Source organism: Deltaproteobacteria bacterium (genome assembly GCA_009930495.1).
Taxonomy (GTDB): Bacteria; Desulfobacterota; Desulfovibrionia; order Desulfovibrionales; family Desulfomicrobiaceae; genus Desulfomicrobium.
Genome location: RZYB01000008.1, coordinates 1 through 24,047 on the forward strand (window position 1 = coordinate 1; position 24,047 = coordinate 24,047).

At 58.6% G+C, this 24,047-nt stretch carries 18 protein-coding genes; 4 read left to right on the forward strand and 14 right to left on the reverse strand.

Annotated features, from left to right (window positions below):
* From EOL86_01770 to EOL86_01795, 6 genes are all read right to left on the reverse strand, one after another.
* A partial coding sequence (locus tag EOL86_01770) for a GAF domain-containing protein (protein NCD24310.1) occupies nt 1-1,533 on the reverse strand: 1,533 nt, incomplete at its 3' end.
* Between the two features lie 24 nt (nt 1,534-1,557).
* The gene (locus tag EOL86_01775; protein NCD24311.1) at nt 1,558-2,070 is read right to left on the reverse strand and encodes a response regulator; all 513 of its coding nucleotides are present in this window, start codon (nt 2,068-2,070) and stop codon (nt 1,558-1,560) included.
* Nucleotide 2,071: 1 nt separating this feature from the next.
* A complete protein-coding gene (locus tag EOL86_01780; GenBank protein ID NCD24312.1) occupies nt 2,072-5,881 on the reverse strand; it encodes a response regulator in 3,810 nt (1,269 codons plus the stop codon).
* A gap of 68 nt (nt 5,882-5,949) precedes the next feature.
* Complete coding sequence (locus EOL86_01785) at nt 5,950-6,357, reverse strand: response regulator (GenBank protein ID NCD24313.1); 408 nt, start codon at nt 6,355-6,357, stop codon at nt 5,950-5,952.
* A gap of 5 nt (nt 6,358-6,362) precedes the next feature.
* The gene (locus tag EOL86_01790; GenBank protein NCD24314.1) at nt 6,363-8,228 is read right to left on the reverse strand and encodes a hypothetical protein; all 1,866 of its coding nucleotides are present in this window, start codon (nt 8,226-8,228) and stop codon (nt 6,363-6,365) included.
* 26 nt (nt 8,229-8,254) lie between these two features.
* On the reverse strand, nt 8,255-8,734 hold the full coding sequence (locus tag EOL86_01795; GenBank protein ID NCD24315.1) for a hypothetical protein: 480 nt from the start codon (nt 8,732-8,734) through the stop codon (nt 8,255-8,257).
* Nucleotides 8,735-8,982: 248 nt separating this feature from the next.
* On the opposite strand from EOL86_01795, the gene EOL86_01800 reads away from it, so the two are divergent.
* The 4 genes from EOL86_01800 to EOL86_01815 are packed head-to-tail and all read left to right on the forward strand — an operon-like array spanning nt 8,983 to nt 17,400.
* Nucleotides 8,983-10,074, forward strand: coding sequence for a radical SAM protein (locus EOL86_01800; protein ID NCD24316.1), 1,092 nt, complete (start codon nt 8,983-8,985; stop codon nt 10,072-10,074).
* Nucleotides 10,071-11,420 carry a deoxyribodipyrimidine photo-lyase gene (gene phrB / locus EOL86_01805; protein NCD24317.1) on the forward strand — a complete coding sequence of 450 codons (1,350 nt, stop codon included), beginning with the start codon at nt 10,071-10,073 and terminating at the stop codon, nt 11,418-11,420. Before EOL86_01800 ends, phrB begins: the two co-directional genes overlap by 4 nt.
* Nucleotides 11,309-13,210 (forward strand): hypothetical protein, encoded by a 1,902-nt coding sequence (locus EOL86_01810; GenBank protein ID NCD24318.1) that lies wholly within the window; start codon nt 11,309-11,311, stop codon nt 13,208-13,210. Before phrB ends, EOL86_01810 begins: the two co-directional genes overlap by 112 nt.
* On the forward strand, nt 13,210-17,400 hold the full coding sequence (locus EOL86_01815; protein NCD24319.1) for a hypothetical protein: 4,191 nt from the start codon (nt 13,210-13,212) through the stop codon (nt 17,398-17,400). Before EOL86_01810 ends, EOL86_01815 begins: the two co-directional genes overlap by 1 nt.
* Before the next feature lie 6 nt (nt 17,401-17,406).
* Here the strand turns inward: EOL86_01815 and EOL86_01820 are convergent, their stop codons facing one another.
* The 8 genes from EOL86_01820 to EOL86_01855 form a co-directional block, all read right to left on the reverse strand.
* A complete protein-coding gene (locus EOL86_01820) occupies nt 17,407-17,643 on the reverse strand; it encodes a hypothetical protein (GenBank protein NCD24320.1) in 237 nt (78 codons plus the stop codon).
* Between the two features lie 39 nt (nt 17,644-17,682).
* Nucleotides 17,683-19,785 carry a type II/IV secretion system protein gene (locus tag EOL86_01825; GenBank protein ID NCD24321.1) on the reverse strand — a complete coding sequence of 701 codons (2,103 nt, stop codon included), beginning with the start codon at nt 19,783-19,785 and terminating at the stop codon, nt 17,683-17,685.
* A 135-nt stretch (nt 19,786-19,920) separates the two neighbouring features.
* Nucleotides 19,921-20,910, reverse strand: a complete 990-nt coding sequence (ilvC, locus tag EOL86_01830) for a ketol-acid reductoisomerase (GenBank protein ID NCD24322.1) — start codon at nt 20,908-20,910, stop codon at nt 19,921-19,923.
* Nucleotides 20,911-20,969: 59 nt separating this feature from the next.
* Nucleotides 20,970-21,458, reverse strand: coding sequence for an acetolactate synthase small subunit (gene ilvN / locus EOL86_01835; GenBank protein ID NCD24323.1), 489 nt, complete (start codon nt 21,456-21,458; stop codon nt 20,970-20,972).
* A gap of 8 nt (nt 21,459-21,466) precedes the next feature.
* Nucleotides 21,467-23,155: a biosynthetic-type acetolactate synthase large subunit gene (gene ilvB / locus EOL86_01840; GenBank protein ID NCD24324.1), complete on the reverse strand. Its 1,689-nt coding sequence runs from the start codon at nt 23,153-23,155 to the stop codon at nt 21,467-21,469.
* A gap of 6 nt (nt 23,156-23,161) precedes the next feature.
* A complete protein-coding gene (locus tag EOL86_01845) occupies nt 23,162-23,392 on the reverse strand; it encodes a DUF465 domain-containing protein (GenBank protein ID NCD24325.1) in 231 nt (76 codons plus the stop codon).
* A 30-nt stretch (nt 23,393-23,422) separates the two neighbouring features.
* Nucleotides 23,423-23,728: a DUF167 domain-containing protein gene (locus tag EOL86_01850; GenBank protein NCD24326.1), complete on the reverse strand. Its 306-nt coding sequence runs from the start codon at nt 23,726-23,728 to the stop codon at nt 23,423-23,425.
* A gap of 3 nt (nt 23,729-23,731) precedes the next feature.
* Nucleotides 23,732-24,025, reverse strand: coding sequence for a YggT family protein (locus EOL86_01855; protein ID NCD24327.1), 294 nt, complete (start codon nt 24,023-24,025; stop codon nt 23,732-23,734).
* Between the last annotated feature and the right edge of the window lie 22 nt (nt 24,026-24,047).

The following is a 24,047-nucleotide window of genomic DNA, read 5'->3' on the forward strand; positions in this document are numbered from 1 at the left end:
CTTGTCAAAAGGCAGCGCTTTCCCGGAACTGAGCAAGCGCAACACCGCGCTTTCACCATGCACCGTGGGCAGGGTGGCCACGCGCAGCTCCAGTTCCCGCCCCTTGAATCGGACCCGGGCCTTGCCATCCTGGGGCAGACGCTTTTCGGAAATATTGAGATTGGACATAATCTTGATGCGAGACACAACGGGCTTGATGACGCTTTCCGGCACGTTCAAAACCCGCTCGCAGCTCCCATCCACACGCATGCGCACCACGCCGGGGCGGCCTATTCTGGAAGGCTCGATATGGATATCCGATGCTCCGATTTTATGCGCGTGCATGATGATCTTGTTCACGAACTGCACGGCCAGTTGACGACTTTCAAGCGAGATATCCTCATCCTCGATTCGGGAAAGCTCCAAATTTTCCTCGGCCGCATTCTCCAAATCCGCCAGGGTATCGCCCAGGTCGTCATTGTCGTCAAAATTTTCCTCGGCGTCATCATTCTCGGCAAAAGCGGCATGATGCCCGGCTCCAGTTGCCTCGCCATTTTGGGCATCCTTGGGCACCAAACTAAAATCTCCAAGAAAGGCGCGGATTTCCTCCGGCAGCGCTACTCGAAATTCATAGGCCTTGGCATTTAAAACCCGCCGTATTTCCTCGATTCTGTCCATGTCGTGGGGATCGGGAACCAAAACCACGACCAATGCGTCGGAAATTTGCAATGGAAGCCAAAGATTATTGAGCAAATACTGACGATTGATGCCCTTGAGAGACTGCTCTGGAATAGGCGCGCCCTGGAAACGGACAAAAGGAGTTTGGTAGTAAAGCTCCAATGACCGACCGATGTCATCGGGATCAAGGCCGAACTCGGACCGCAATATCCACGACAGCGGCTGCTGACGCTTCGCCGCCAAATTCTCCGCCTGCTCCAATTGCTCTCGTGCAAGCAGATCGCGAAAAATCAAATTTTCATACGGCCCCTTGGGGAGATTACTGTCCTCGTGCAGTCGACGCCCCATGAAGCTGACGATCAAACGACAAAAAGCCTCGTCTTCCCGGCTAAAATCGCCCTGTTTTTTATTCAAAACCTGAAGCACGCCCATGAGCGAACTCCCATGCTGGATGGGCATGGAAATCATGTTTCGGGCTTCGAGTCCGACAGCCCTGTCGCACCGCAGGTCATAGGCCAAATCAGGATGCACCTGTTCCAACACGTTGGTTTCCAGGGAATTCAAAACAAGAGGTGTACAGGATAAAGCCGTGTACCCCGCCACGCTGGCCATGGAAAAAGGCAGACGGAGCTCTTGTGGTCGACCTGCGACAGGCACGTGAATAAAAAGCTCGGATTTTTTGGAATCGCGCTTGAAAAGCCGAAATTCCTCGGCTCCGAGCAACGCCTGCAATTCAGGCAGGGATTGCTCCCAGGCTGCCTCGAAACTCGTGGCTTGTTGGTAGATATGATTGATCGAAATCAGCCGTGTCTTGCCCATGAGCCATCCCCAACAAACACAAACAAAACAAAAAAAAACGGGATCAATACAAGGCATTGATCCCGTGCCGGAGACACCGCCCTAATCCAGATAGGGCGAAGAAATTTCCCCTGTGTCCTGATTGGGCATGGCGCGTAACTTCATGATGGCCTCGTCCCGCTGCTGCTTGAAGATATACCGCTCGGAATGGCAACGGATACGGGCCACGAGCTCGGTCTTGTCCGGAAGCTTGATCATGTAGTCATTAGCCCCAAGCGCAATGGCTTTTTTCTTCAGCTCTGGTTCCTCGCGGGCAGAGAGCACGATCAACGGCACATCCCGAAAATCCTCGCTGCTTTTGAAGAACTTAACCATGGTCAAGCCATTTACCCCGGGCATGACCAGATCAAGCATAATCACCGTGGGCTGGGCGCTAAAAGCCTTTTCCAATGCCTTGTCGGGCTCTTTGCAGTAATGAAAGGTTATATCGTGCTCGCTGGCCAGTTTGATACGCATTGCCTCGCCGATCAAAAACTCATCGTCGATCAACAGCACGGAAATAGGAATGCGCCTGACATACTTATCCACCACGGATTCCACATCTTGAATATACATATCAGCCTTCCCGTTGAACGATCTGAACCTTGCCAAGATACGCTATCATTTCATCAAGCAGAGCCCTGATTTCGCGGTCTTCCTTTTGCATTGCGGCCGTCTCTATCTTAAAGCCGACATGGCCGAGATAATCGAACCCATAGGTGCTCCCCAGGCCTTTCTGGCTATGGCCATGCCGACAAATGGTATCGTAATCCTTGGACGCCAGGGCCGACTCCATCTCCTCGACATTGGTCTTCATGGTATCCATGAACAGTGGTACCAACTCGTACAGTTCCGCGTCCACCTCCACGAGCAGGTTATCCGCCCGATCCTGAACGGCATCAACGGCGACAGCTCCGGGCACGGGCTCCTCGATAGGCTGATCGTCGAGTTCCGGCTTGGCCTCGTAAATGATGTCAACCCGGTCCAGATAGGTTTCCAGGGCGCCAAACAGCTTGACAAGCTGGGCCTCGTCACGACCTTCGGCCGCGCGCTGGATACGCAACCCCACGCTGCTGATGAAGTCAAAACCGTAGGTGCTGCCAAAACCTTTATGGCTGTGACCAAAGCGCCTGACCGTGGTGAAATCCTTCTGCTCCAGCGCTTTTTTCATCAACTCCAGATCCTTCTGCATGGCATCCATGAGGAAGGGGATAAGCTCGGACATTTCTTGAGACACATGAACCGTGTAACGCCGGCTGCCCGTTGTTTCCAAATCATCCGCCGCATGGGCGTCCTCTCCGCCGGCGGTTTGGATCTTTGGTGTCTCGCCGGTGTTCATGAACACGGCCAAATGGTTGAAGGCTTCGGAGATGACCGCGACCTGACGACCCCGGGCCGCGGTTTCGATGATCCGACCGGACTGACTGATTTCATCGACCGCGTATGTACTGCCCAACCCCTTGAGGCTATGCCCGCAACGCTGAATCGTTGGGAAATCACCTGCGGCCAGGGCATCGGCGATCTGCGTCTGGAAATCACGCACCGTGCGCAGAAAAAGCGGCCGCAAATCCTCCAACTCAGGATCGATCTGAACCGGCGAATCGAGTTCAACGGTAAAATCGAGAGGGACCTGAATTTCCGAGGGGCTGGGCACCTCTTCCTGGGCCACGACCGGCTGGGCCTTACTGGTCAAGGGCTCCCTCTGTCCCGCGAACATGTCGATCACGCTGATCAGAGCCTGCTTTTTGATCGGCTTGGCCAAAAATTCCGTGCACCCGGCGTCCATGGTTTTCTGGCGATGTTCCTGGAAGGCATGGGCCGTCAAGGCGATGATCGGCGTCCGATATTCGCGCTTCTCCTCTTCCCACAACCGAATGCGGCGCGTGGACTCCAGACCATCCATGACGGGCATTTCCATGTCCATCAGAACCAAGTCGAACGGCTCTTCCGTGAATTTCTCCAAGGCGACCTTGCCGTTCTCGGCGTGCACCAGCGTCACATTGGTGGACTTGAGAAACAACTCCACAACCCGACGGTTGGCCTCGACGTCATCGACCAGCAGCACTTTCCACCCCTTGCCGCCGCCCTCGACTATGCGTCGCCGCTGAGCCTCGCCGACAATATCCAGCACCATGCCTTGCAGGTGCGCATTGCGCTCATCCCGCAATATATAGGAAAGCGGACCAAAAGACGCGGCGTCCGGCAACGCGGCCAGATCCTGGACTGTGTTCACGACCAGTACCATGCGCGGCACGTCCCCGCCTTGGCCGACAAGCAGGTGGGCGGCGCTGATGCCCGGTTCTCCGTCAACCTCGGAATCGATCAAAATCGCGTGAAAGGCGGCATCACCCGCGTGCTGCCCCAAGATATCAACCACCTCGCCAACATTTTTCTTGGAAATGGGAACAAGTCCCCAACTGCGCACCAGGGCCGAAAGGCTGTCGTGAGCGCCGGGATGATCTTCCAGGACAAGCAACTTGGTGCCAGCGGGCATTGAGGGCCGGACATCCTCGACCTGGGTCTGGAAATCGGGAACCAGGGGCAGCTTGAAGAAAAATGTCGTTCCCTTGCCCGGGAAGCTCTCGACCCAAATCTCCCCGCCCATGAGCTCCACCAACTTCTTGGAGATGGCCAGACCAAGGCCGGTTCCGCCAAACTCACGCGTTGTCGAGGAATCCGCCTGGGCAAAACTCTCGAAGATAGTCTGGGTCTTGGCTTCGGCAATACCGATACCCGTATCCTTGACCGAGAAGAGACAGCACGGGGCGCCGTCCTCGTTGACCGACTCGTCGACGCGCAAACTGACGCCGCCGGTACTCGTGAACTTGATGGCGTTCCCCAACAGATTGATCAAAATCTGACGGATACGCGTGGGGTCGCCGACATAACGCTGGGCAAGGCCGCCAGCCACGTGCATGTTCAAATCCAGGCCTTTCTCCTCGGCCCGGTAGACAAACAGCTTGCTCACGTCGCTGACAAGATCGTTCAGATTGAACGGAATGGATTCGAGCTTGATCTGCCCCACCTCGATCTTGGAAAAATCGAGAATGTCGTTGATGATCCCCAGCAACAGCTCGCCGGCCGAGCTGAAGGTCTTCACGTACTCAGCCTGTTCCTCGTTCAACCCGGATTCCTGGAGCATCTCGGCCATGCCCAAAATGGCGTTCATGGGAGTTCGTATTTCGTGGCTCATGCGCGCCAGGAATTCACTCTTGGACCGGGTGGCCTTGTCCGCGTCCTCCTTGGCGACGCGCAAGTCCTCGGCATGCTGACGCAACAATTCGCTGGCCTTTTTCCGTTCGGAGATGTCCTCCAAAACAAAGATCACGCCCTTGCCAATATCCTCGGGGTCAATGGCCTTGGCCGAAACCTGGCTCCAAAAAACTGCTCCATTCTTCTTGCGAAACTGATATTCCAGCTGGGCGATTTCTGTTTCATGTAAGCGATTGTAAAATTTCTCCACGAAGAGATCAAAATCGCGACCGGAAATGTGAAACTTTTCAGGACTGACCTGCGGCATTTCTTCCGGCGCGTATCCAAAAATACTGGCAAAACGACTGTTGGCTCGAATCACGCGGTGGTCCGAGGAAAGTACCGCGATACCCACCAGGGAGTTATCGAAAATAGCCTCCAACTCATGATAGGCGTTGTTCAAGTCCTCGGTTCGGGCGTCGACCTTCTTTTCCAGATTCTTATACAATTCCTTGAGACTCCGGCTCATGTTGTTGAAGCCCTGGGCCAGGACACCCAGTTCGTCGTTACGCCGGTCCAAGTTGGTGGTCACGAACTCACCGCGAGACAGACTTTCGGTGAGCATCGACAGGTTGACGACGGGCAAAATAAGCAGGCGGTTCAAAAAGACGTACAAAAACAACGCGATGACACCGAGCACGGCGGCAAAGGCGGCGACCAACTGAATGGTGCTGGTCTGCACTTCCTTGCGCGCCTTGTCGATGAACATCCCCATGCGGACCTGACCCAGGTTCTGTCCGTTGAAGGCGATATCCTTGGTCACCACGGTCACGTCCTCGACGCTGAAGGCATTGGCCAAGTCGTCGCGAGTCAGTCCAGACCGCACCTGCCCCCGCAGCAAGGACGAACCCGCCGCGTCCACGATCTGGCAATAGGCCACCAACGGTGAATACTCGACCCTCGTGGCCAGCTCTTCCAAAAGATAATAGCTTTCGCGCTGAATCGGGGCGACGCTGGCCTCGGCAACCATTTCGGCCTGCTGGGAGCCCTGCTGGCGGATGTCGGTGATGAGAAAGTTCAACTGCGTGACGTAGATAAAATAACCCAACGCGAAAAAACAGGCCGCGAGGATAAACTGGATACCCACGTGGATCTTGAGCTGCAGCAAATTAAAGAACGATTTTTTTCTTTCCATGTCCTACTCGTGCACAATGCCGACCACGGCACAGACAAAGGGTTTACGGAGGCACTCCAAGGAGCGGGTCAGGGTAATGCAAGGACCTCGGTGACCGCGGCGAGAAGATCCTCGCGCTTGATGGGCTTGCTCAAGCACTTCTTGGCACCCATGAGGCGGGCCCACTTCAGGTAATCCGTGGCTCCCCCCCGTCCACCAGCCGACATGGCGATGATCCGGATCTTGTTGTTTTCCTTGCGCAGCTCGCGGATGATCTGAATCCCTTCCTTGTCCGGCATGATCAAATCCGTGATGATCAGATCAAAATTTTGGGTTCGATGGTAGCTCAACCCCTCGTCCCCGTCCGAGGCCTGCACGACATTGTACCCGGCTGAAATCAAAATTTTGGCCAAGGCAAGACGCATGAGCTTGTCATCATCGATCACCAAAATAGTCTGCATGGTGCTCTTTCCCTGTTCCGTCATCTGTAGCTCCATATCGATCACTTGATCCAAATTTCAGCGCGCCGGTTTTGCTCCCGGCCCGCTCTCTTGGCATTGGACACCAAGGGAAGTTCCTCGCCCGCGCCAAGCACCATGACCACTTCGGCACCCCTGGCCCGGGCAGCCGCAGCCAGCACTTCCGCCCGCTTGAGCGAAATATCCTGATTTCCCAGATAGCTGCCGTATGAATCCGAAAAACCGACCACGATCATCTTTTTCCCCATCCGTTCCGGTGTCCGCATCGTTTCCATGACCAAATCCAGATCCTTGAGCGCCTGGGAGTCCAGAGCGCTGCTGCCCAGCTCGAAATGAAAAACCTGGGGCAGATGTTCCGCGCCGAGAACCGCCTCGCGAAACGCGCCGTAGACCTTGCGCCGGGTGGCTTCCGGGACGGTTTCGCCATCGACCTGGATCAAATGCGGCAACGTTTCGGGTATTTCATAAATAGGGCTCGTGGCGTTTAAGACCAGCGTACCGGCCTGCGCCGTGGCGTTCAAAACACGCCCCGCGCCGGATTCGATGACCGCGCTCGTGTCCGGAGCCTCGGGCGCGGACGTCGCGTTTTTTTGATCCCGAGGCACCTCGGTCGCACCAGTGGTCACGGAAACGGTCTTGGACCCGGACGAATCAGCCTCCGCCTCATCCTTGAGCCCGACAAAACCGAACCTATGCACCACTTCCTGCCCAGCCGGGCTGCCGCACGCCAAGGCAAAGTCCCGCGCATAGACGTTCTTGGATTCCGACCGCGCATACAGGTACAAGCCCCGGAAAGCGGGATACGTCCGGTCCCTGATCGCCCGGGGAGAAGGCAACACGGGGTCACCATCGGATCCGCTCCTGATCGCCACTTCGCGCGCCTGATGCACAAAGGCCAAGCTACAGAAACCAATGGCCTGGGGATCCTGGGCCACCAAATCCGCCACCTGGGCATGCGCCTCCACTTCCCGGACAGTGGACGCCAACGACTGGCCACCCATGAATTTGTCCTCGAAAAAGGCTCTGGTCCCGAATGAATCCCGTAGCGCGATTCCCTTGATAGGCAAGGATTCTCCACCAAGCTGACTCCAGTTGGTGACCTCCCCGCTAAAAATTTGCCGCACCTGATCCACGCTCAGCCCCTTGGCCTGCACGGAATTACTCGGATTGACCACGATGGCCACGGCATCCATCGCCACAGGGAATTCGGCATCAGGAGTCAGGAGCCTTTCGGCCCATCCCCCTTCCGTGGCCACGGAAGCGCGGCGCACGGACATGGCGATATCACAGGCACCAGACTCCAGATCAGCGAAACCAGACGGCGTGCCCTTGCCCGAGATATCAATGGTTTTGATTTCCTTGGTGGAATAAAAAATACCCTGCAGCGTCAACTCATCGGCGGCCTTGCCCGGAACCTTGCGCACCTCGTTGGCGCCGATATGCCGCAGATAAAATTCCGCCAATTCCGGAACAAGGCGGTGCGCCATGGTGCTGGCTCCGGCCAAGGAAAAAAGGCGTTGCTCGGAAAATGCCACTTCGCGATACACGCCCTCGACCCGGGCCACGGGCGCGCCCTTGCGGAGCACTACCGGCGCCGGAGCTTCCCAACCAGGAATCGGCTTGAATTCCACCAAATAAAAGCTTCCCTCTTCCTGAAAATCGCCACTTCCCTGCCATTGACTGACCACGCGCCACTGGGCCCCGCCCACGACAGCCTCCTGCGGGGAAATGGACACCGCGTCGACAATTCGGTTTTTTCCAAGGGAAAACACTTCGGGCTTCAAGGCAAGACCGATGGCCAGCCCAATGAGAATCACCGCCAAGACCGACAGCAGGATGTTGAGCGCTCTGCCGCTCGACCGCGGTGCATCAAATTCTGCCATGGACATTGCTCCTGTTGCTATGCTGCATAAAACTATTTGGTGAGAATATATTTGTTCAAAACAGTGTCAAAAACATTCGTGTCGGCAAAACGGGCTCCGAAGCGCCCCCGCCGAACCGATTCGATGATAATTTCCTTTTCCACCTCGGTGTCGGAAGAATCATCCAGAAAAAATCTGATAATAAAAATATTTTCCGGATGAACCATGGGCGCATTCCCAGAAAACCCCAATCCCTCCAAGGAGACATCGGTGACCGTGATCGCGGCCAACGGCTCCCGCGCGCCGCGAGATGAAAAAAGAAATCCAGAAAGGCGACCCGGTTTACGGTAATATTTCCGCAAGTTGAACGACACGTTAAAGACATGCGAGCATCGCTTGCAGGTCGCGCCGACAAGGCGATAGCCCGACGTTGGAATGCTTTCAACGTCTATTTCTTTTTCCAACTTGCAATTTGGGCACGTAATAATAACTTTCTTTTTTTTGTGCACAAACACTTCGACATGTGTATCCATGATACAATCCATATTTTTTCAAGTTTAGCACATAACATTCCGTATCATGAAAAACAAAATCAAAGGCGGGACAAAATTTTGCCCCGGGGTATCGCAATGAATGTCACAAGGCAAAAACGGGGAGCAAACCTCCCGCGCAAGTGCCGAGACTGTCGTCGGGGCCGAAGGCCACGGCCCAAATAATTGCAGCACCTACGCCATATTTTTGTATTTATCAAACACCAAACCGGCGTGGCCCCGAATAAAACATGCATGGGTCATTATCAAAAACAGGGTATAACGCAATCCAAAGGATAACGTGGTCCACTGTGACCAAGGCATGCACGACCGCCTTGGACCGAATTGACAGCCCAAACGAACTGAACAAGAAAACACCAATGAACCTCATCCTTCCCGTGCACGCCACGAATGCTCCTTGCGGACCAAGACATTTCTGGAGCGAGAACGCCAGCCCAAGACTTCCAGTCATCGATCGCCACGCCAGCACCGACGGGACCACCAAGCTTTTACTGGAACTGGCCGACGGCCATGCCATCGAAAGCGTGGCCATGGCCATGCCGACCACCCACACGCTCTGCCTGTCCACGCAGGTAGGATGCCCTCTCGGATGTGTCTTCTGCGACACGGGCCGCTCCGGCTATATCCGCAACCTGACCACATCCGAAATAATCGCCCAGGCGCGGTCCACGGCTCAAGCCGTGCATGCCGCCACCCAGACATGGCCCGAACGAATTGTCTTCATGGGCATGGGCGAACCGTTGCTCAATCTCGACAATCTCCTGCCGGCCCTTCGCCTGCTGACGTCCCCCCATGGACCCAATCTCTCCTGGCGCAAGATCATCGTGTCCACGGTGGGAATCCCGGATGGACTGCGTGCCCTGGCCTCGGAGCGTCTGGCCCTGCCCGCCATTTCGCTGCACGCGCCCACCCAGGAACTGCGCGACCGACTCATGCCCGGAACGCGCCGCTGGCCCCTGACAACGCTGATTCCCCTTCTCGAATCCTACCCCCTGCCAGGCCGGGAGCGCATTCTTATCGAGTATATCCTGATCCCAGGCGTCAACGACACCGGGAACCATGCCACGCGCGTCCATGCCCTGCTTGGCCGTCTCCGGACCAAGATCAATCTCATCCCATGCAACCCCTCGCCAGGAACATCCTTCCAAAAACCGCCCCAACTGGCGATCGATACTTTTGCCCGCCGTCTGCGCGATCTGGGGCAGACCGTATTCGTCCGGCGCGATCTGGGGACGGATGTCCACGCGGCCTGCGGCCAACTGCGATTGGCGCGAAAACTTGTTCCCGACCATCTTGATGCATGCGCGGAGGCCCCCTCATGAACCCACGCCGTTACCGAGTCCCCGAATCCAGGCCAGAACGTCCGGGGCCAGTGCTTTACTGGATGCATCGCAACCTGCGCGCCAGCGACAACTGGGCCCTGATCCATGCGCGCGAACAAGCCCTGGCCAGGCACGCCCCCGTGGGCGTGGTCTTTTGCCTGGCGCCGCGTTTCCTGGACGCCACCCTGCGCCATTTCGACTTTCTGCTGCGCGGACTCGGGGAAACCCTCGCCCGCTTGGCCAATGCCAATATCGCGTGCTTTGTCCTGACCGGCGACCCCGGCCTGGAAGTGGCCCGCTTCGCGCGCGAGGCCGGCGTCGGGCTCGTGGTCACGGACTTCGACCCACTCCGGGCCAAGCACGGCTGGCGGACCCGCTTCCTGGAAGCCAGCCCCGTTCCCCTGCACGAAGTGGATTCGCGCAACATCGTGCCCTGCTGGGTCGCTTCGGACAAACGCGAGTACATGGCCAAGACCATCCGCCCTAAAATCAAACGCCATCTCCAGGAATTTCTGGAACCGTTTCCAGATTTCGAGCCCCACCCCCTGACATGGCCGGGCGCCCCCGGCATCCCCGACATCGACGCGCTGCAAGCCTCCCTCGAGATGGACACGACCGTCCGCCCCGTGACCTGGATCACGCCAGGGGAACAGGCCGGCCACGATCTGCTCCGGACATTTCTGGACAAACGGCTGCGCCACTATGACCAACGCAACGATCCCAACCAGGACGTCTGCTCCAACCTGTCGGCCCATTTGCATTTTGGGATGCTGTCGGCCCAGCGCGTGGCCCTGGAAGTCATGGCCCAGCCACGTCAGGACGAACAGGCGGATGCTTTTATCGAAGAACTTATTATTCGGCGGGAACTGGCCGACAATTTCTGCGCCCATGCCCCGGACCATGACCGCGTAACCAGTTTTCCGGTCTGGGCCCAGGAAACCTTGAGCCGCCACGAACGAGACCCCCGCCCCGCCATCTATTCTCCCGAGGAGTTTGAGTTCTCCCACACCCACGATCCACTTTGGAACGCGGCGCAGCGACAAATGGTCGTCACCGGCAAAATGCACGGATACCTGCGGATGTACTGGGCAAAAAAAATCCTGGAATGGAGCGAGGACGCGGCTCAAGCCATGGCCACGGCCATCCGCCTCAACGATCGGTATAGCCTCGATGGACGGGACAGCAATGGTTACACCGGTATCGCCTGGTCGCTGGGCGGCGTGCACGACAGGGGATGGACCGAGCGTCCGATTTTCGGCAAGGTTCGCTACATGAACTACCAGGGAGCGCGGCGCAAGTTCGATGTCGACGCCTTTGTCCGGACCTGGCCGCTCCAGGCCGTTTAAGTCAACCGACCAAGGACACACGCATGCCCGGCTTGATCGTTCGGGTCTTCATCTTTTTCTGGCTTCTCCTCTCCGCCCTGCCCGGACGAAGCTTGGCCAAGGAAAACTCCTACCAAGTCGATTTTTCCGGCCTTTCGGCCGAGCTGACGACGACGTTGTCCTCGGTTTCGGACTGCGTCACCCTGCGCGGCACGCCACCCGAAACCATGGGCCTGCTCGCCACCCGCATGCGCAATGACCTCAAGGCATTCACCAGGGCGCTTGATGCCCTGGGCTATTTCAAGGCCCGCGTCGCGGGAGATGTGAACCAGGACGCATCTCCGCCCATTGTCCGGTTTCGCATCGATCCAGGACCACGCTTTGTCCTGGGCCAATCCGAAGTCCGATTCTTCCCGGCAAACCCCGAACTCCAACGCCCGGCCCGACAAATCCTGGACATGCTGAAACCCGGCACCAAATACGCCGCCGGCCTGATCCTGGACGTGGAAACCGCGCTGCTCGACGAACCGCGCAGGCGTGGGTATCCCACCCCGTCCATGGCCCGTCGATCGGTGATCGCCGACCACGCCACCAACACCGTGAATGTTGTTTTCACGATGGACACAGGCCCCGCGGCCGCCTTTGGGCAAACTGTTTTCGATGGGCTGGAGCGCGTGACACGCGATCATGTTCTCGGCCGGGTGGCGTGGCAAACGGGCAGGCCCTTTGATCAACGACTGATCGACCGCACCCGCGAAGACCTCATCCGCACCGGCCTGTTCCGCTCCGTGACCGTGGAAACGGACCGGGTCGAGTCGGGACGGGTGGACATGCTCGTCCATGTCCTGGAAGCGCCGCACCACGCCGTGCGCACGGGTCTGTGGCATTATTCGGACCTGGGGCTGGGCGGCAGCGCGGGCTGGACTCACCGCAACCTGTTCGGGAGTGGCCAGAAATTCGACGTCGAGGCCAAGATATCCGAAAACCAGCAATCCACCATCGCCTCGCTGACCATGCCCGACATGTGGCATCCGGATCAAAGCCTGGGCCTGGCCGCGACCTGGGACCACGAGCGCACCGACGTCTATGCCTCGCGCCGTCTGGCCTTGTCCGCGATCCTGACCAGGACTTTTGCCAAATTCCGCCTGAGCCAGGGGCTCGCCTATCGCCGGGACGACGTCGACGAGGACGGTGCCCGCCAGTTCAACCTCGTGTCCATTCCCCTTGGGGCGGACCTGAGCACTGTCGATACCCCTCTGGACCCGACCTCGGGCTTCACTCTCGCCTCGCGGCTCGAACCGTTCAAAGCCATTGGCGGCCGGAGCTCCTCCTTTATCCTGTGGTCCATCAGCGGCTCTCATTTCCTGGAACTGGCGGCGCCCGGAAAACTGATTCTGGCCACCCGAGGGCGCTACAGCGTTCTGGCCGGAACGGGCCGGGAAAGCGTGCCCGAAGACCTGCTGCTGTACGCCGGGGGCGGTGGATCGGTACGGGGTTACGCCTACCAATACGCGGGACAGTTGGACGAGGACGACGAACCCGAAGGCGGGCTGAGCAGCGTGGATCTCACGGCCGAGTTGCGTTGGCGCATGGCCAAGGATTTCGGAGCCGTGCTTTTTGGTGACGGAGGTCGATCCTTCACGGACAGAAATCCTGGTCGTCTCGCGGACTATTTCTGGGCCGTGGGCACGGGTCTGCGCTATTACACGCCCATCGGCCCCATTCGGTTGGACGTGGCCATGCCCCTGGATCGACGCGACGGAGTCGACGCGCCCTTCCAGGTCTATGTCAGCCTGGGGCAGGCATTCTGATGGCGAATCGACGCGGCGTGCGCATCATTGGGTGGTCCTGCTTGGCCCTGCTTCTCCTGGCGTCGCTGTTCGTCACGCTGACCTTGTCGACCGACATGGGCCGACGCGCCCTGCTCTCGATAATCAGCGCCCTCGCCGCCGGCCCTGATCTGCGGGTGGAAGCACGCGACCTGGATTTCAATGACGGACCAAGGCTGGGTTACCTGGCCATTTCCGACGCAACCGGAATCTGGCTGGAAGCCCGGAACATCGTCTTTGTCCCGGAGTTGTGGCCAATGCTGCGCGGCAAACCGAGCCTGCGCCGCTTCAGCGTCGCGGAGATACGCCTAGAACGATTGCCCGGTACAAACAGTTCCACGGCGGCCAGCCCCCCGGATCCGATGTCGATCCAAATCCGGCAGGCCCGCGTGGAACGCCTTCTTCTGGGGCAACACGTTTTCGGGCAACAGGCGAGCTTGGCCGTGCATGGCGGCATGCGCCTCGGCCCGGACAAAAGCACGGTTCACGCCACCATCACCCGCCAGGATCGAGCCGATGCCGCCAGCCTCGCGGCCACATTGACCTCCGCCGAGATCCACCTCGCATTGGAACTGCGGGAAAATCCAGGCGGTCTGCTCCACTCCCTGCTCGACCTCTCCGAGGGAGAGGGCATCACGGCGCGCGTCGCGGGACATGGCCCACGCCATGCGTGCCCGATCCAAATCTCGGCCTCGGTATCCCGCTTGTTCGACCTGGCCGGCAACGCCACCCTCGCCCTGACAGACACCCTGGATACAACATGGGACGTCCGCCTCGATCTCGGAGCAGGCCTGCTCCGCCATGCCCCGAATTTTCCGCCGACCATCGAAACGACAGGTCGCGCACGCTGGCGCAAAGGAAGGGCAAACCTGTCCAAATTGGAGCTACGAAACCAGGCCATGACCATGTCCGCGAACGCAACCTGGGAAAACAACATCCTGGAATTGAAAACCCAAGGCACGGCCACAGATCTGGCCTGGCTCATGCCCAAAGGCGTGCGGACGGGAAAAACCGAGGCCAACGCAACCCTGCGCCTGGACCCTCGGAACGTGACCCTCACGGCCACGACCCATATCGAGGATTGGGCCATCCAGGACCGGCCCGTTTCCGGACATCTCAACGCCACCTGCGCCCTGACCCCGAACCTGAAAACCTGGCGGACCAAAGCCTCGGCCGTGCTCTGGCAACAACGCCCGGATCACGAGGCAATCAAGGCCAATGCCACCTTGGCCGGCAACGCCACCGCCATCAGCCTGGAAGGCCTGAACCTGAGCACCTCCCGCCTGCATCTGGACATGACCGGCGGCATCGACGAGCGTGTCCGTCTGGACTCGGATCTGAAACTACGCGATCTGTCCCTTCCCGGAACCGGACCGCTGCGGGGTCGGGTTCAGACCCGCGTGAGCGGCGTTCTGAAAAACGACGGCCCTTGTTTCTCAGGAAGAATCACGGCTTCGGCCGAGCATCTGACCGGTCTGCCCGAGGTGGCGCGACTTCTCCTCGGCCCCAAGCCAGAACTCGACGCGGCCATCAGCATCTCGCCGGATCTGATCCGAATCAACCCCGTCCGCCTCGCGGCTCCGACCACAGTCACGCTTCACGGAGAATTTCACCCCCGCGACAGTTTGTTTTCCGCGCGCGTCAAGGCCTCGCGTCCGGAGCTTCAATCCCATGGAATAAAGTTGCAAAGCCCAAGCCTTGACGGAAACGTCACCGGCACGCCGTCGGACTTCGCCATCAACCTAGCCGCCCGGGCTCGTGATTTTTCCCAGGACAACATCGTCCTGACCAAACCCAAACTTTGGGGTAAAATCACGGGCCTGCCCGAGCGGCCCCATGTCGATCTCACCGTCCAGGCTCAAGCCGGGGGGGAAGCGATTGATTCGCGAATCCGGGCCGATTGGGTCAACAACCAGCTCGTTGTCGCAAACGCCACGCTGTCCCTGCCCGGAACGCACGCCCGATTTTCGGGGTCGGTTGATCCAGTGGCGACCCTGCCAACCGGAACCGTCATCCTGGACAGCGAACGCCTCGACGCCCTGGGCCGCGCCCTGGGCCTGGAGCTCCGGGGATCGCTGTCTGGAACCGCGCACCTGACGCGGGACAAATCCGGATCCATGGCCCGATTTCAGGGGCAGGCATCCCGCCTGAGCTGGGACAGTCTGAAGATTGGCAGTCTGAATCTGGACGGCATCCACGGCCCCGATCGGCCCGAGGCCACGCGCCTGAATCTCGTGGTCCGCGACCTGACCGCGTGGAACGCACGCGCCGACCACTTCGCGGCCACGATCACGGGCACGCCCCAAGGGCTTTCAGCCAAACTGACCCTGGACCACGACGCAAGCCGCACCAAATTCAGCACGGCGGCCAACGTGACATTTCCAGCGTCGACGCGTCGCGTCGAAGTGCACGATCTCCATGGCCACATCCTGGGGCAAAAGCTCCATCTGTCACGGCCCCTGCGGATCGACGCCGCCCCCAATCGACTGGGTTGGAACGAAATCATGCTGGGCTGGGGAGCGGCCACGATCCGAACCTCGGGCCAGATGGCGGCACGCAACACGGCCACGGTCGCCATCCATGGCCTGGATCTGGATGCCTTGAGCCTGATTTTTCCTGACATGCCCCACGGCCAGCTCGATGCGCGCCTGGAATTGGCCGGTTCTGACCCACGACCGGAACTGGACCTGCGTCTGGACGTCACCGAACTTCGCGTCGACGACACAAACAGCGACCTGCCGCCTTTGGCCGCGAACATCACGGCGGGACTGCGGAACAACACGCTCTCGGTCACGGGAACCATCACGACCCCGCGCATCGACATGCGTGCCAAGGGCGATTTTTCCTGTCCCGTGAAACTCGCCCTGGAGCCGTTAACCCTGGACCTGCCCCCGAGCACGCCCATCACGGGTTCCATCGCGGCCAATCCCGACCTCTCCCTTATCCCCCGGTTGCTGCGCCTGGATGCCCAAAGCGCCAGCGGTCAGGCCAATCTGCATTTCCGGATTGGTGGCAGCCTGGGCGCGCCAACCCTGACGGGCTCGGCCCAGGTCGCCAACGCAACCTATGAAAACCACCGCACCGGGACCCGGCTGACCGGTATCCAGGGATCGGCGCGGGCCGACAACTCCACGATCACGCTGGCCCTGACCGGCGCCGACGACCAAGACGGGCGCGTCGAAACCCAGGCCACGATCGATCTCCAAAGCCGGACCCATGCCGCCGCCATCTCACTGCGCAAGGCCCGGCTTCTGCGTCTGGACTCCATGCACAGCACGATCGACGGCATCCTGAACATACGTGGCCAGAAAACCCAAACCCGGATTCGCGGCGACCTGACCCTTGATCCATCGGAATACCGACTGCCCCGTTCCACCCCGGCCAACCTGCCCGACATCGATGTCACCCGGATCAACGCGCCGGCCACCCAAACGCCTCCGCCGCGCCCGCCAAGCGCCCTTGGCGTGGACCTGGACATCGGACTGAACATACCGGGGCGCTTTTTCGTCACGGGACGGGGGCTGAACTCCGAATGGTCCGGCGCGATCTCGATTCAAGGCGCGCATGTGGCGCCACGCATCGCCGGAACAGCGCGCTTGATCCGGGGCCGGTTCGAGTTTCTGGACCGGATTTTCAATCTGACCCAAGGTTCGCTAAGCTTGGACGGATCATCTCCGCCCAACCCCTATTTGGACGTCACCGGTCAAACCAGGGTTCTGGAAACCACGGCCATGGTCCACCTGCACGGACCGGCCAAAAACTTCCGCGTCAGCCTGTCCTCGAATCCGGTCCTGCCCGCCGACGAAATCCTGGCCCTGGTTCTTTTTGGTCGTTCCTCGCACCAGATTTCGCCGCTCCAAGCCGTCCGGCTGGCAGGAGCCGCAGCCGAGCTGACCGGCATCGGCGCGACTCCGGAATTCTTCGGCGCGATAAAAAAGAGCCTGGGCTTGCAGGAGATAACCGTGGACAAGGACGAGGACGAGGACGACGCCACCAATGTCGGCCTTGGAGGGTATGTGGGCGACACCTACTATGTCCGCACCCAGCGCAGCGTATCCGGGCAGGACAAAACCAAGGTCGAAATCCAGCTGACACCGAGAATCAGCGTTGAAACAGAAATCGGCGCGGACTCCCGCCAGGGCGGCGGCGTAACCTGGAAGCACGAATACTGAGCAGGGCTATTCCTCGTCGGCGGCGATTTTCTTGTTCACCAACGCCGCGATATCCCGTACCAACTGGCCGCGTTCCTGGGCCAGCTGCTTCCATTTCTTCTTCTCTTTTTTGACCGCTTCGATTGTTTGCAATAAATCCTGAATGGTATTGGCTGGATAGCCATATTTCCCATGCTTGCCCTTGCGCAGTTCTTCATCATTGCGCTCTTTCAGGGCACGGAGTTGGCTGGAGGATAGAATCATTGGATTTTGGTTGGATACAATTTATGAAAAACCATGCGATCACCCCGTGGCGGCCCGAATCTGATCCATGTCCGTCAACCCCCGGAGCATCTTGAGCATGCCATCCTGTTTCAAGGTCAACATACCATCGGCCACGGCCTGCCCACGGATTTCCTCGGTGGGCTTGCGATGCTTGATGAGCACCTTGAGCCCCGGCGAATTGACCATCAGCTCGTGCACGCCGATGCGCCCCTTATACCCGCCGACACACTGGGGACATCCGACCTTGCGGTACAGGGTTCGCGGGCCGTTCAAAAATTCCTTGGCCTGCTCCTCGAATCCCGGACCGAATTCCTGGGCCAGTTCGTCCAACTCCATGTCGCTGGGCACATAGGCCTCCTTGCAGTTTGGACACAAGGTCTTGACCAAACGCTGCGCCAGGACGCCCAGCAGGGAATCCGCGAAATTGAACGGGTCCAGGTCCATGTCCAATAACCGGGTCACGGTTTCCGGCGCCGAATTGGTATGCAGGGTGGACAGCACCAAATGGCCGGTCAAGGACGCCTCGACGCCGATATGCGAGGTTTCCTTGTCGCGCATTTCACCGATCATGATCACATCGGGATCGGCGCGCAAAAATGAACGCAGGGCCGAGGCAAACGTCAGGCCGATCTTGGGCTGGACCTGGACCTGACGCAGGCCTTCCTGGGTGATTTCCACGGGGTCCTCGGCCGTCCAAATTTTCCGCTCCGGAGTATTGATGTAACTCACCGCCGAATGAAGCGTTGTCGTCTTGCCGGAGCCGGTAGGCCCGACCACCAACAACAAGCCATAGGGCTTGTAGACCATGCGCTCGAAATTGTTTTTATTTTGGGGGGTGAGCCCAAGCTTGTCCAAGGGCAGGGGTTTGCCCGAAGCCAACACGCGCAAAACCACGTCCTCCATCCCTTCCAGGGTGGGAATGGTGGCCATGCGATATTCCACGACCTTGTTCCGATCCGGCAACTTGATCTTGATCTTGCCATCCTGGGGCAAACGGCGCTCGGCAATATCCAGATTGGCCATGATCTTCAGGCGGGAGACAATGGGCTTGGCCAGGGCCAGGCGGACCCGACGAAACTCGAAACAGGTCCCGTCCAGACGGAAACGAAACAGACAGTACCGGGAATGCGGGTTGGGTTCGATGTGGATGTCGGACACGTTCTTTCGCCACGCCTCGACCAGCAAGGCGTTGACCATGCGCACCACCTCGCTGTCCTGCTCGGTCAACTCGCCGTCCATCTCCTCCATGGCCTCGGCATCGCTGTCGACCTCCTCGTCAAAGGCCGCGGCCAGGGCCTCGCCCGCTCCGAGCTGCTTGTAAAAATGCTCGATGAACTGTTCCAGATCCGGGGCCAGGGTCACCTTGGCACGGATTCCGGACGTGCCATAGATGAATCGAATCTCATCGAGACGACCAAGGTCGAAGGGATTTGTCATGAGCACGATGATCGCGTTGCCGTCCTGCTCGTAGGGGACCCACCCATACTGCTTTAAAAAATCCGGATCCAGCCGGCGCTTCTCGAACAACTCAAACGGCGGTTCCTTGCCCGCCGAAAAAGGCACGAATTCCGTTTTGTAGAAACGTGCCAGACTTTCCCCCAGATCGGCTTTCCGAATCTTGAACGACGCCATGAGTGCCGCGTCCGGGTCGTTGTCCGTGTCGGCCAAAACCGTGTTCAGTTGCTCTGGAGTGACCAGTTTTTGATCGAGCAGATAGGAGTACCGGCTGGAACTGGTTGGCGCCGGGCGAGGCGCCAAGGCCTTGATACGTTGCTCGATCCCCGGGAAATCCGGATCGAGCTGCATGACCTTCTCGAAAATTTCCCGCGCCGTGTGCGGATCATCCTGGTGCTGATAAATGAGACCTGCCCGAAAATAGAGCTTGGCCGCGATTTTAGGGGGATATTCATTCTCGCCAAGAACCTTCAGCGTGACCTCGGCCTGCTCCTGGACCTTGCCAAGCTTGCTCAGGCTGTCGAGCATCAGTCGGACCATGTCGTAACTGCGCACCCCCTGGGCATAGCCGGTTCTGCAGACGCGCACGACGCCGGCGTGGTCATCATTGGCGAACAAAGACCACGCCTTGGACAATAATTGTTCCTCGGTCAACGGAGTATCCATCGAATGCACTCACCACGATTTGAAAATCATTACGCTTTTGATCATCCCCCTAACAAAAAACCGGATCGCCCGAAAGGGCAATCCGGTGTCGCGACAAACCGACAGCAACCACCAAGGACGGGTGGTCGCGCCAGACTATTTTTTCAACCAGGCCATCATCTCGCGCAGGCTGTCCCCGACCTTCTCGATCTGGTGCTCGTGGCTGCGGCGTCTTTTGGCCAGGAATGACGGCAGGCCGGCCTTGTTTTCCAAAATCCAATTCCGGGCAAAGGTTCCATCCTGGATTTCTTCCAAAACCTTCCGCATGGCCTTGCGGGATTCTTCGTTGATAACACGCGGGCCGGTTTCATAGTCGCCGTATTCGGCCGTGTCGCTGATGGAATAATGCATTTTCTTGAAGCCGCCCTCGTAAAGCAAATCCACGATAAGCTTCAGTTCGTGCATGCACTCGAAAAAAGCGATTTCCGGTTGGTAACCGGCCTTGACCAGGGTCTCGAAGCCGGCCCGGATCAATTCGCTGGCGCCGCCACAAAGCACGGCCTGTTCGCCAAAAAGATCGGTCTCGGTTTCCTCGGCAAAGGTCGTCTCGATGACGCCGGAACGAGCGCCGCCGATCCCGGAGGCGTAGGCCAGGGCCTTGGCCAGGGCCTTGCCCGTGGCGTCCTGATGCACAGCCACCAGGCAGGGCACGCCGCCGCCCTTCTCGAACTCACGCCGGACCAGATGCCCCGGCCCCTTGGGCGCGATCATGACCACGTCCACATCCTTGGGCGGAACAATCTGATTAAAATGAATGTTGAAGCCGTGTCCGAAAACCAAGGTCTTGCCAGCGGTCAGATTGGGCAGAATTTCTTCTTCATAAACCTTGGGTTGGTACTGGTCCTGCACCAAAATCTGGATCAGATCGGCTTTCTTGGCGGCTTCGGCCGCGCTGACCGGCTCGAAACCGTGTTCCCTGGCCAGCTGAAAATTAGGACCTCCGGGACGCTGGCCAATGATGACCTGAACGCCCGAATCGCGTAAATTCTGGGCATGGGCGTGACCCTGGCTGCCGTAGCCAATAATGGCCACGACTTTATCCTTGAGTATATTCAGATCCGCGTCCTTGTCGTAGTAAACCTTCATATTTTCTCCTTTTCAGTGATTGTTTCCCGCCCATTGGGGCAAGTCTTTATCGATCGGAATCAGTCCGCCAGCTGCATGCTGCGACGCATGGCCACCGTGCCGGCCCGGACAAACTCCTTGATGCCGAAACGCTGCAACAAGGTGACGATGGCCTTGATCTTTTCCTGATCCCCGGTCACTTCCAGGGTCAGTTCGTCGGCGCTGACGTCCACGACCTTGCAGCGAAAAATATCGGCCACCCGCAGAATTTCCGCCCGTTTGGAGTCGTCCGCGCCGATTTTCATGAGCACGATCTCCCGTTCCACGGCCTGAAGGTGGGTCAAATCGACGACCTTGACGACCGTGACGAGCTTGTGCAGCTGCTTGATGATCTGTTCGATGATCTGCTCATCGCCGCTGGTGCAAATAGTGATATGTGAAACCCCGTTTTCCAGGGTCGGACCGACGTTCAGGGTTTCAATATTGAAGCCACGGCCGCTGAACAGCCCGACCACCCGGGACAGCACGCCAGGCTCGTTCTCCACCAGAATTGAAAGAATGTGTCGCATTCGCCCTCCTAGACCAGAAGCATTTCAGACAAGGCCGCGCCAGCGGGCACCATGGGCGCCACGTTCTCCTCGGGCTCGACCCGCACATCCACCACCACCGGTCCTGGATGGGCAAAGGCCTTGCGTAGGGTCGGCTCCAAATCCTCGGGATTCTCGACAAGAAAGCCCTCGGCGCCGTACGCCTTGGCCAAGGCCACGAAATCCGGATTGGTGTGCAAACAGGTGGCGCAATAATTCCGGCCATAGAAAAGTTCCTGCCATTGCCGGACCATGCCCAGATAGCCATTGTTGAGAATGACGATCTTGACCGGCACCTTGTAGCTGACCACCGTGGCCAGCTCCTGAATGTTCATCTGGATGGAGCCGTCGCCGGCGATATCCACGACCAGCTTGTCCGGAAAGGCGAACTGCGCGCCCACGGCCGCCGGAAACCCATAGCCCATGGTTCCCAATCCGCCCGAGGTGAGCAGGGTGCGAGGTTTCCGGTACGTGTAGAACTGGGCGGCCCACATCTGATTCTGACCGACCTCGGTGGAGATGATCGCCTCGCCGTTCGAGAGCTCGTGAATCTTCTCCACCACCCACTGCGGTTTAATGTACTTCCCGTTCCGGGCATAGCTCAGGGGATGTTCGGTTCGCATCCGGGCCAGGGAGTCAACCCAATCCCCGTGCCTGGCGGTCCAGTCCGAAATGTTCATCTTGTCCAGCTCTTCCATGCAGCCGGCCAACCCCTGCTTGCAATCCGCGACAATGGGCACGTCCACCTCCACATTCTTGCTGATGGACGTGGGATCGATGTCGATATGGATGATCTTGGCCTTGGCGGCAAAAGCGTTGACCCTTCCCGTGACCCGATCATCGAATCGGGCGCCCACGGAAATGAGCAAGTCGCAACTGTTGATGGCCATGTTGGCCGTGTACGTGCCGTGCATGCCCAGCATCCCCAGCCACAACGGATGGTCGCCGGGAAACGCGCCCAGTCCCATCAGCGTGGTGGTCACGGGCAGGTGAAACTGTTCGGCCAGGGCGCGCAACTCCGGGGCGCTGTCCGAGGACACGACCCCGCCGCCAGCGTAGATGACCGGCCGGGAGCTCTGGGCAATGAGTTCGGCCGCCTTGCGCAACTGCTTGCGATTAGGACTGTAGTTGGGGTTGTAACTGCGCATGGAGATCGTTTCCGGATAGGAGAACTCCGTCTTGGCGTTGACCACGTTTTTCGGCAGATCGACCAGGACAGGGCCTGGGCGCCCTGTCCTGGCGATATAAAAGGCCTGCTTGATCGTCGCGGCCAGATCCGCGACATTTTTCACCAAATAGTTATGCTTGGTGCAGGGCCGGGTAATGCCGACGATGTCGGCTTCCTGAAAGGCGTCGTTGCCGATCAGCTGCGTCGGCACCTGCCCCGTGAACACGACCAAGGGAATGGAATCCATGTATGCCGTGGCGATTCCGGTCACGGTGTTGGTCGCGCCGGGACCGGAAGTGACCAGACAAACGCCCACCTTGCCCGATGCCCTGGCGTATCCATCGGCGGCATGAACCGCGGCCTGTTCATGACGAACCAGAATGTGACGAATCGGATGCTTGGGAAGTTCATCGTAAATATCGATAACCGCCCCTCCGGGAAATCCGAAAATAAGGTCCACTCCTTCCCGCTTGAGACACTCCATCAAAATTTGGGCACCGGTGAGCACCATGACGTCCTACGCCTCCTGACGCTTGTATTTCTCGAGAAGAGCCTGAATCTTGGTTTTTCCGGCCAGCTTCTTTTTCTTGTATTCCTTCACCTCGAGTTCCTCGCCGGGCGACAAGGCCGCCTTGCCGGAATACCGTTCCAGGATTTTTTCAAATCCGACATGTTCTTCCCACAGAGCTCTGAGTTCCTCGTCGTGCTCCAGATGAGCCGCCACTAGTTCGAGGTCTTGCTGTTCCATAGGACGTTCTCCTTACCGTTATGGTTTACCTTATGCCCGAGTAAGAATCAGATCCCACTCGGGCTCTTCCTCTGTGTGCAGAAGCAGACTTTTCTGCCGCGACGTGAGTCCCTGGTCCAGGCTGACTTGACCGGGCCGCAACCCCAAGGCCTTGGCGACAAAAGCGGTCAGCGCCGCGTTGGCCTTGTTGTCCACGGCCGGGGCCTGGAGGCGAATTTTCAGAAAATCACCGTGCATGCCGGCCAGTTCTGTTTTTTTTGCCCCGGGCTGAACCCAAACCGAAAGCCGCCATCCCTGTCTGGACCGGGTCGCATAAACCGGGCGCGCCGTCGTCATTGATCAGAACGCCACCTGCGTGAGCAGACGAGCCAGAAAAATCTGCACGAACTTGATACCCAGGACTACGACAAAAGGAGAAAAATCAATACCACTAATATAGGTAAACGGCATCCATTTCCGGATGCGGTAAAAAACCGGTTCCGTCAGGGCGCGAATGCCCCGGACAATGGGATTATATGGATCGGGGTTGACCCAGGACAGAACGACTCCGGCGATGACAACCCAAAAATACAGGGACAAAACGGTGTCGACCACATAATAGATCGCGGCCGCGAGACTCGAAAAAACAGGCATGAATGATTCCCCTCCAGCTCCA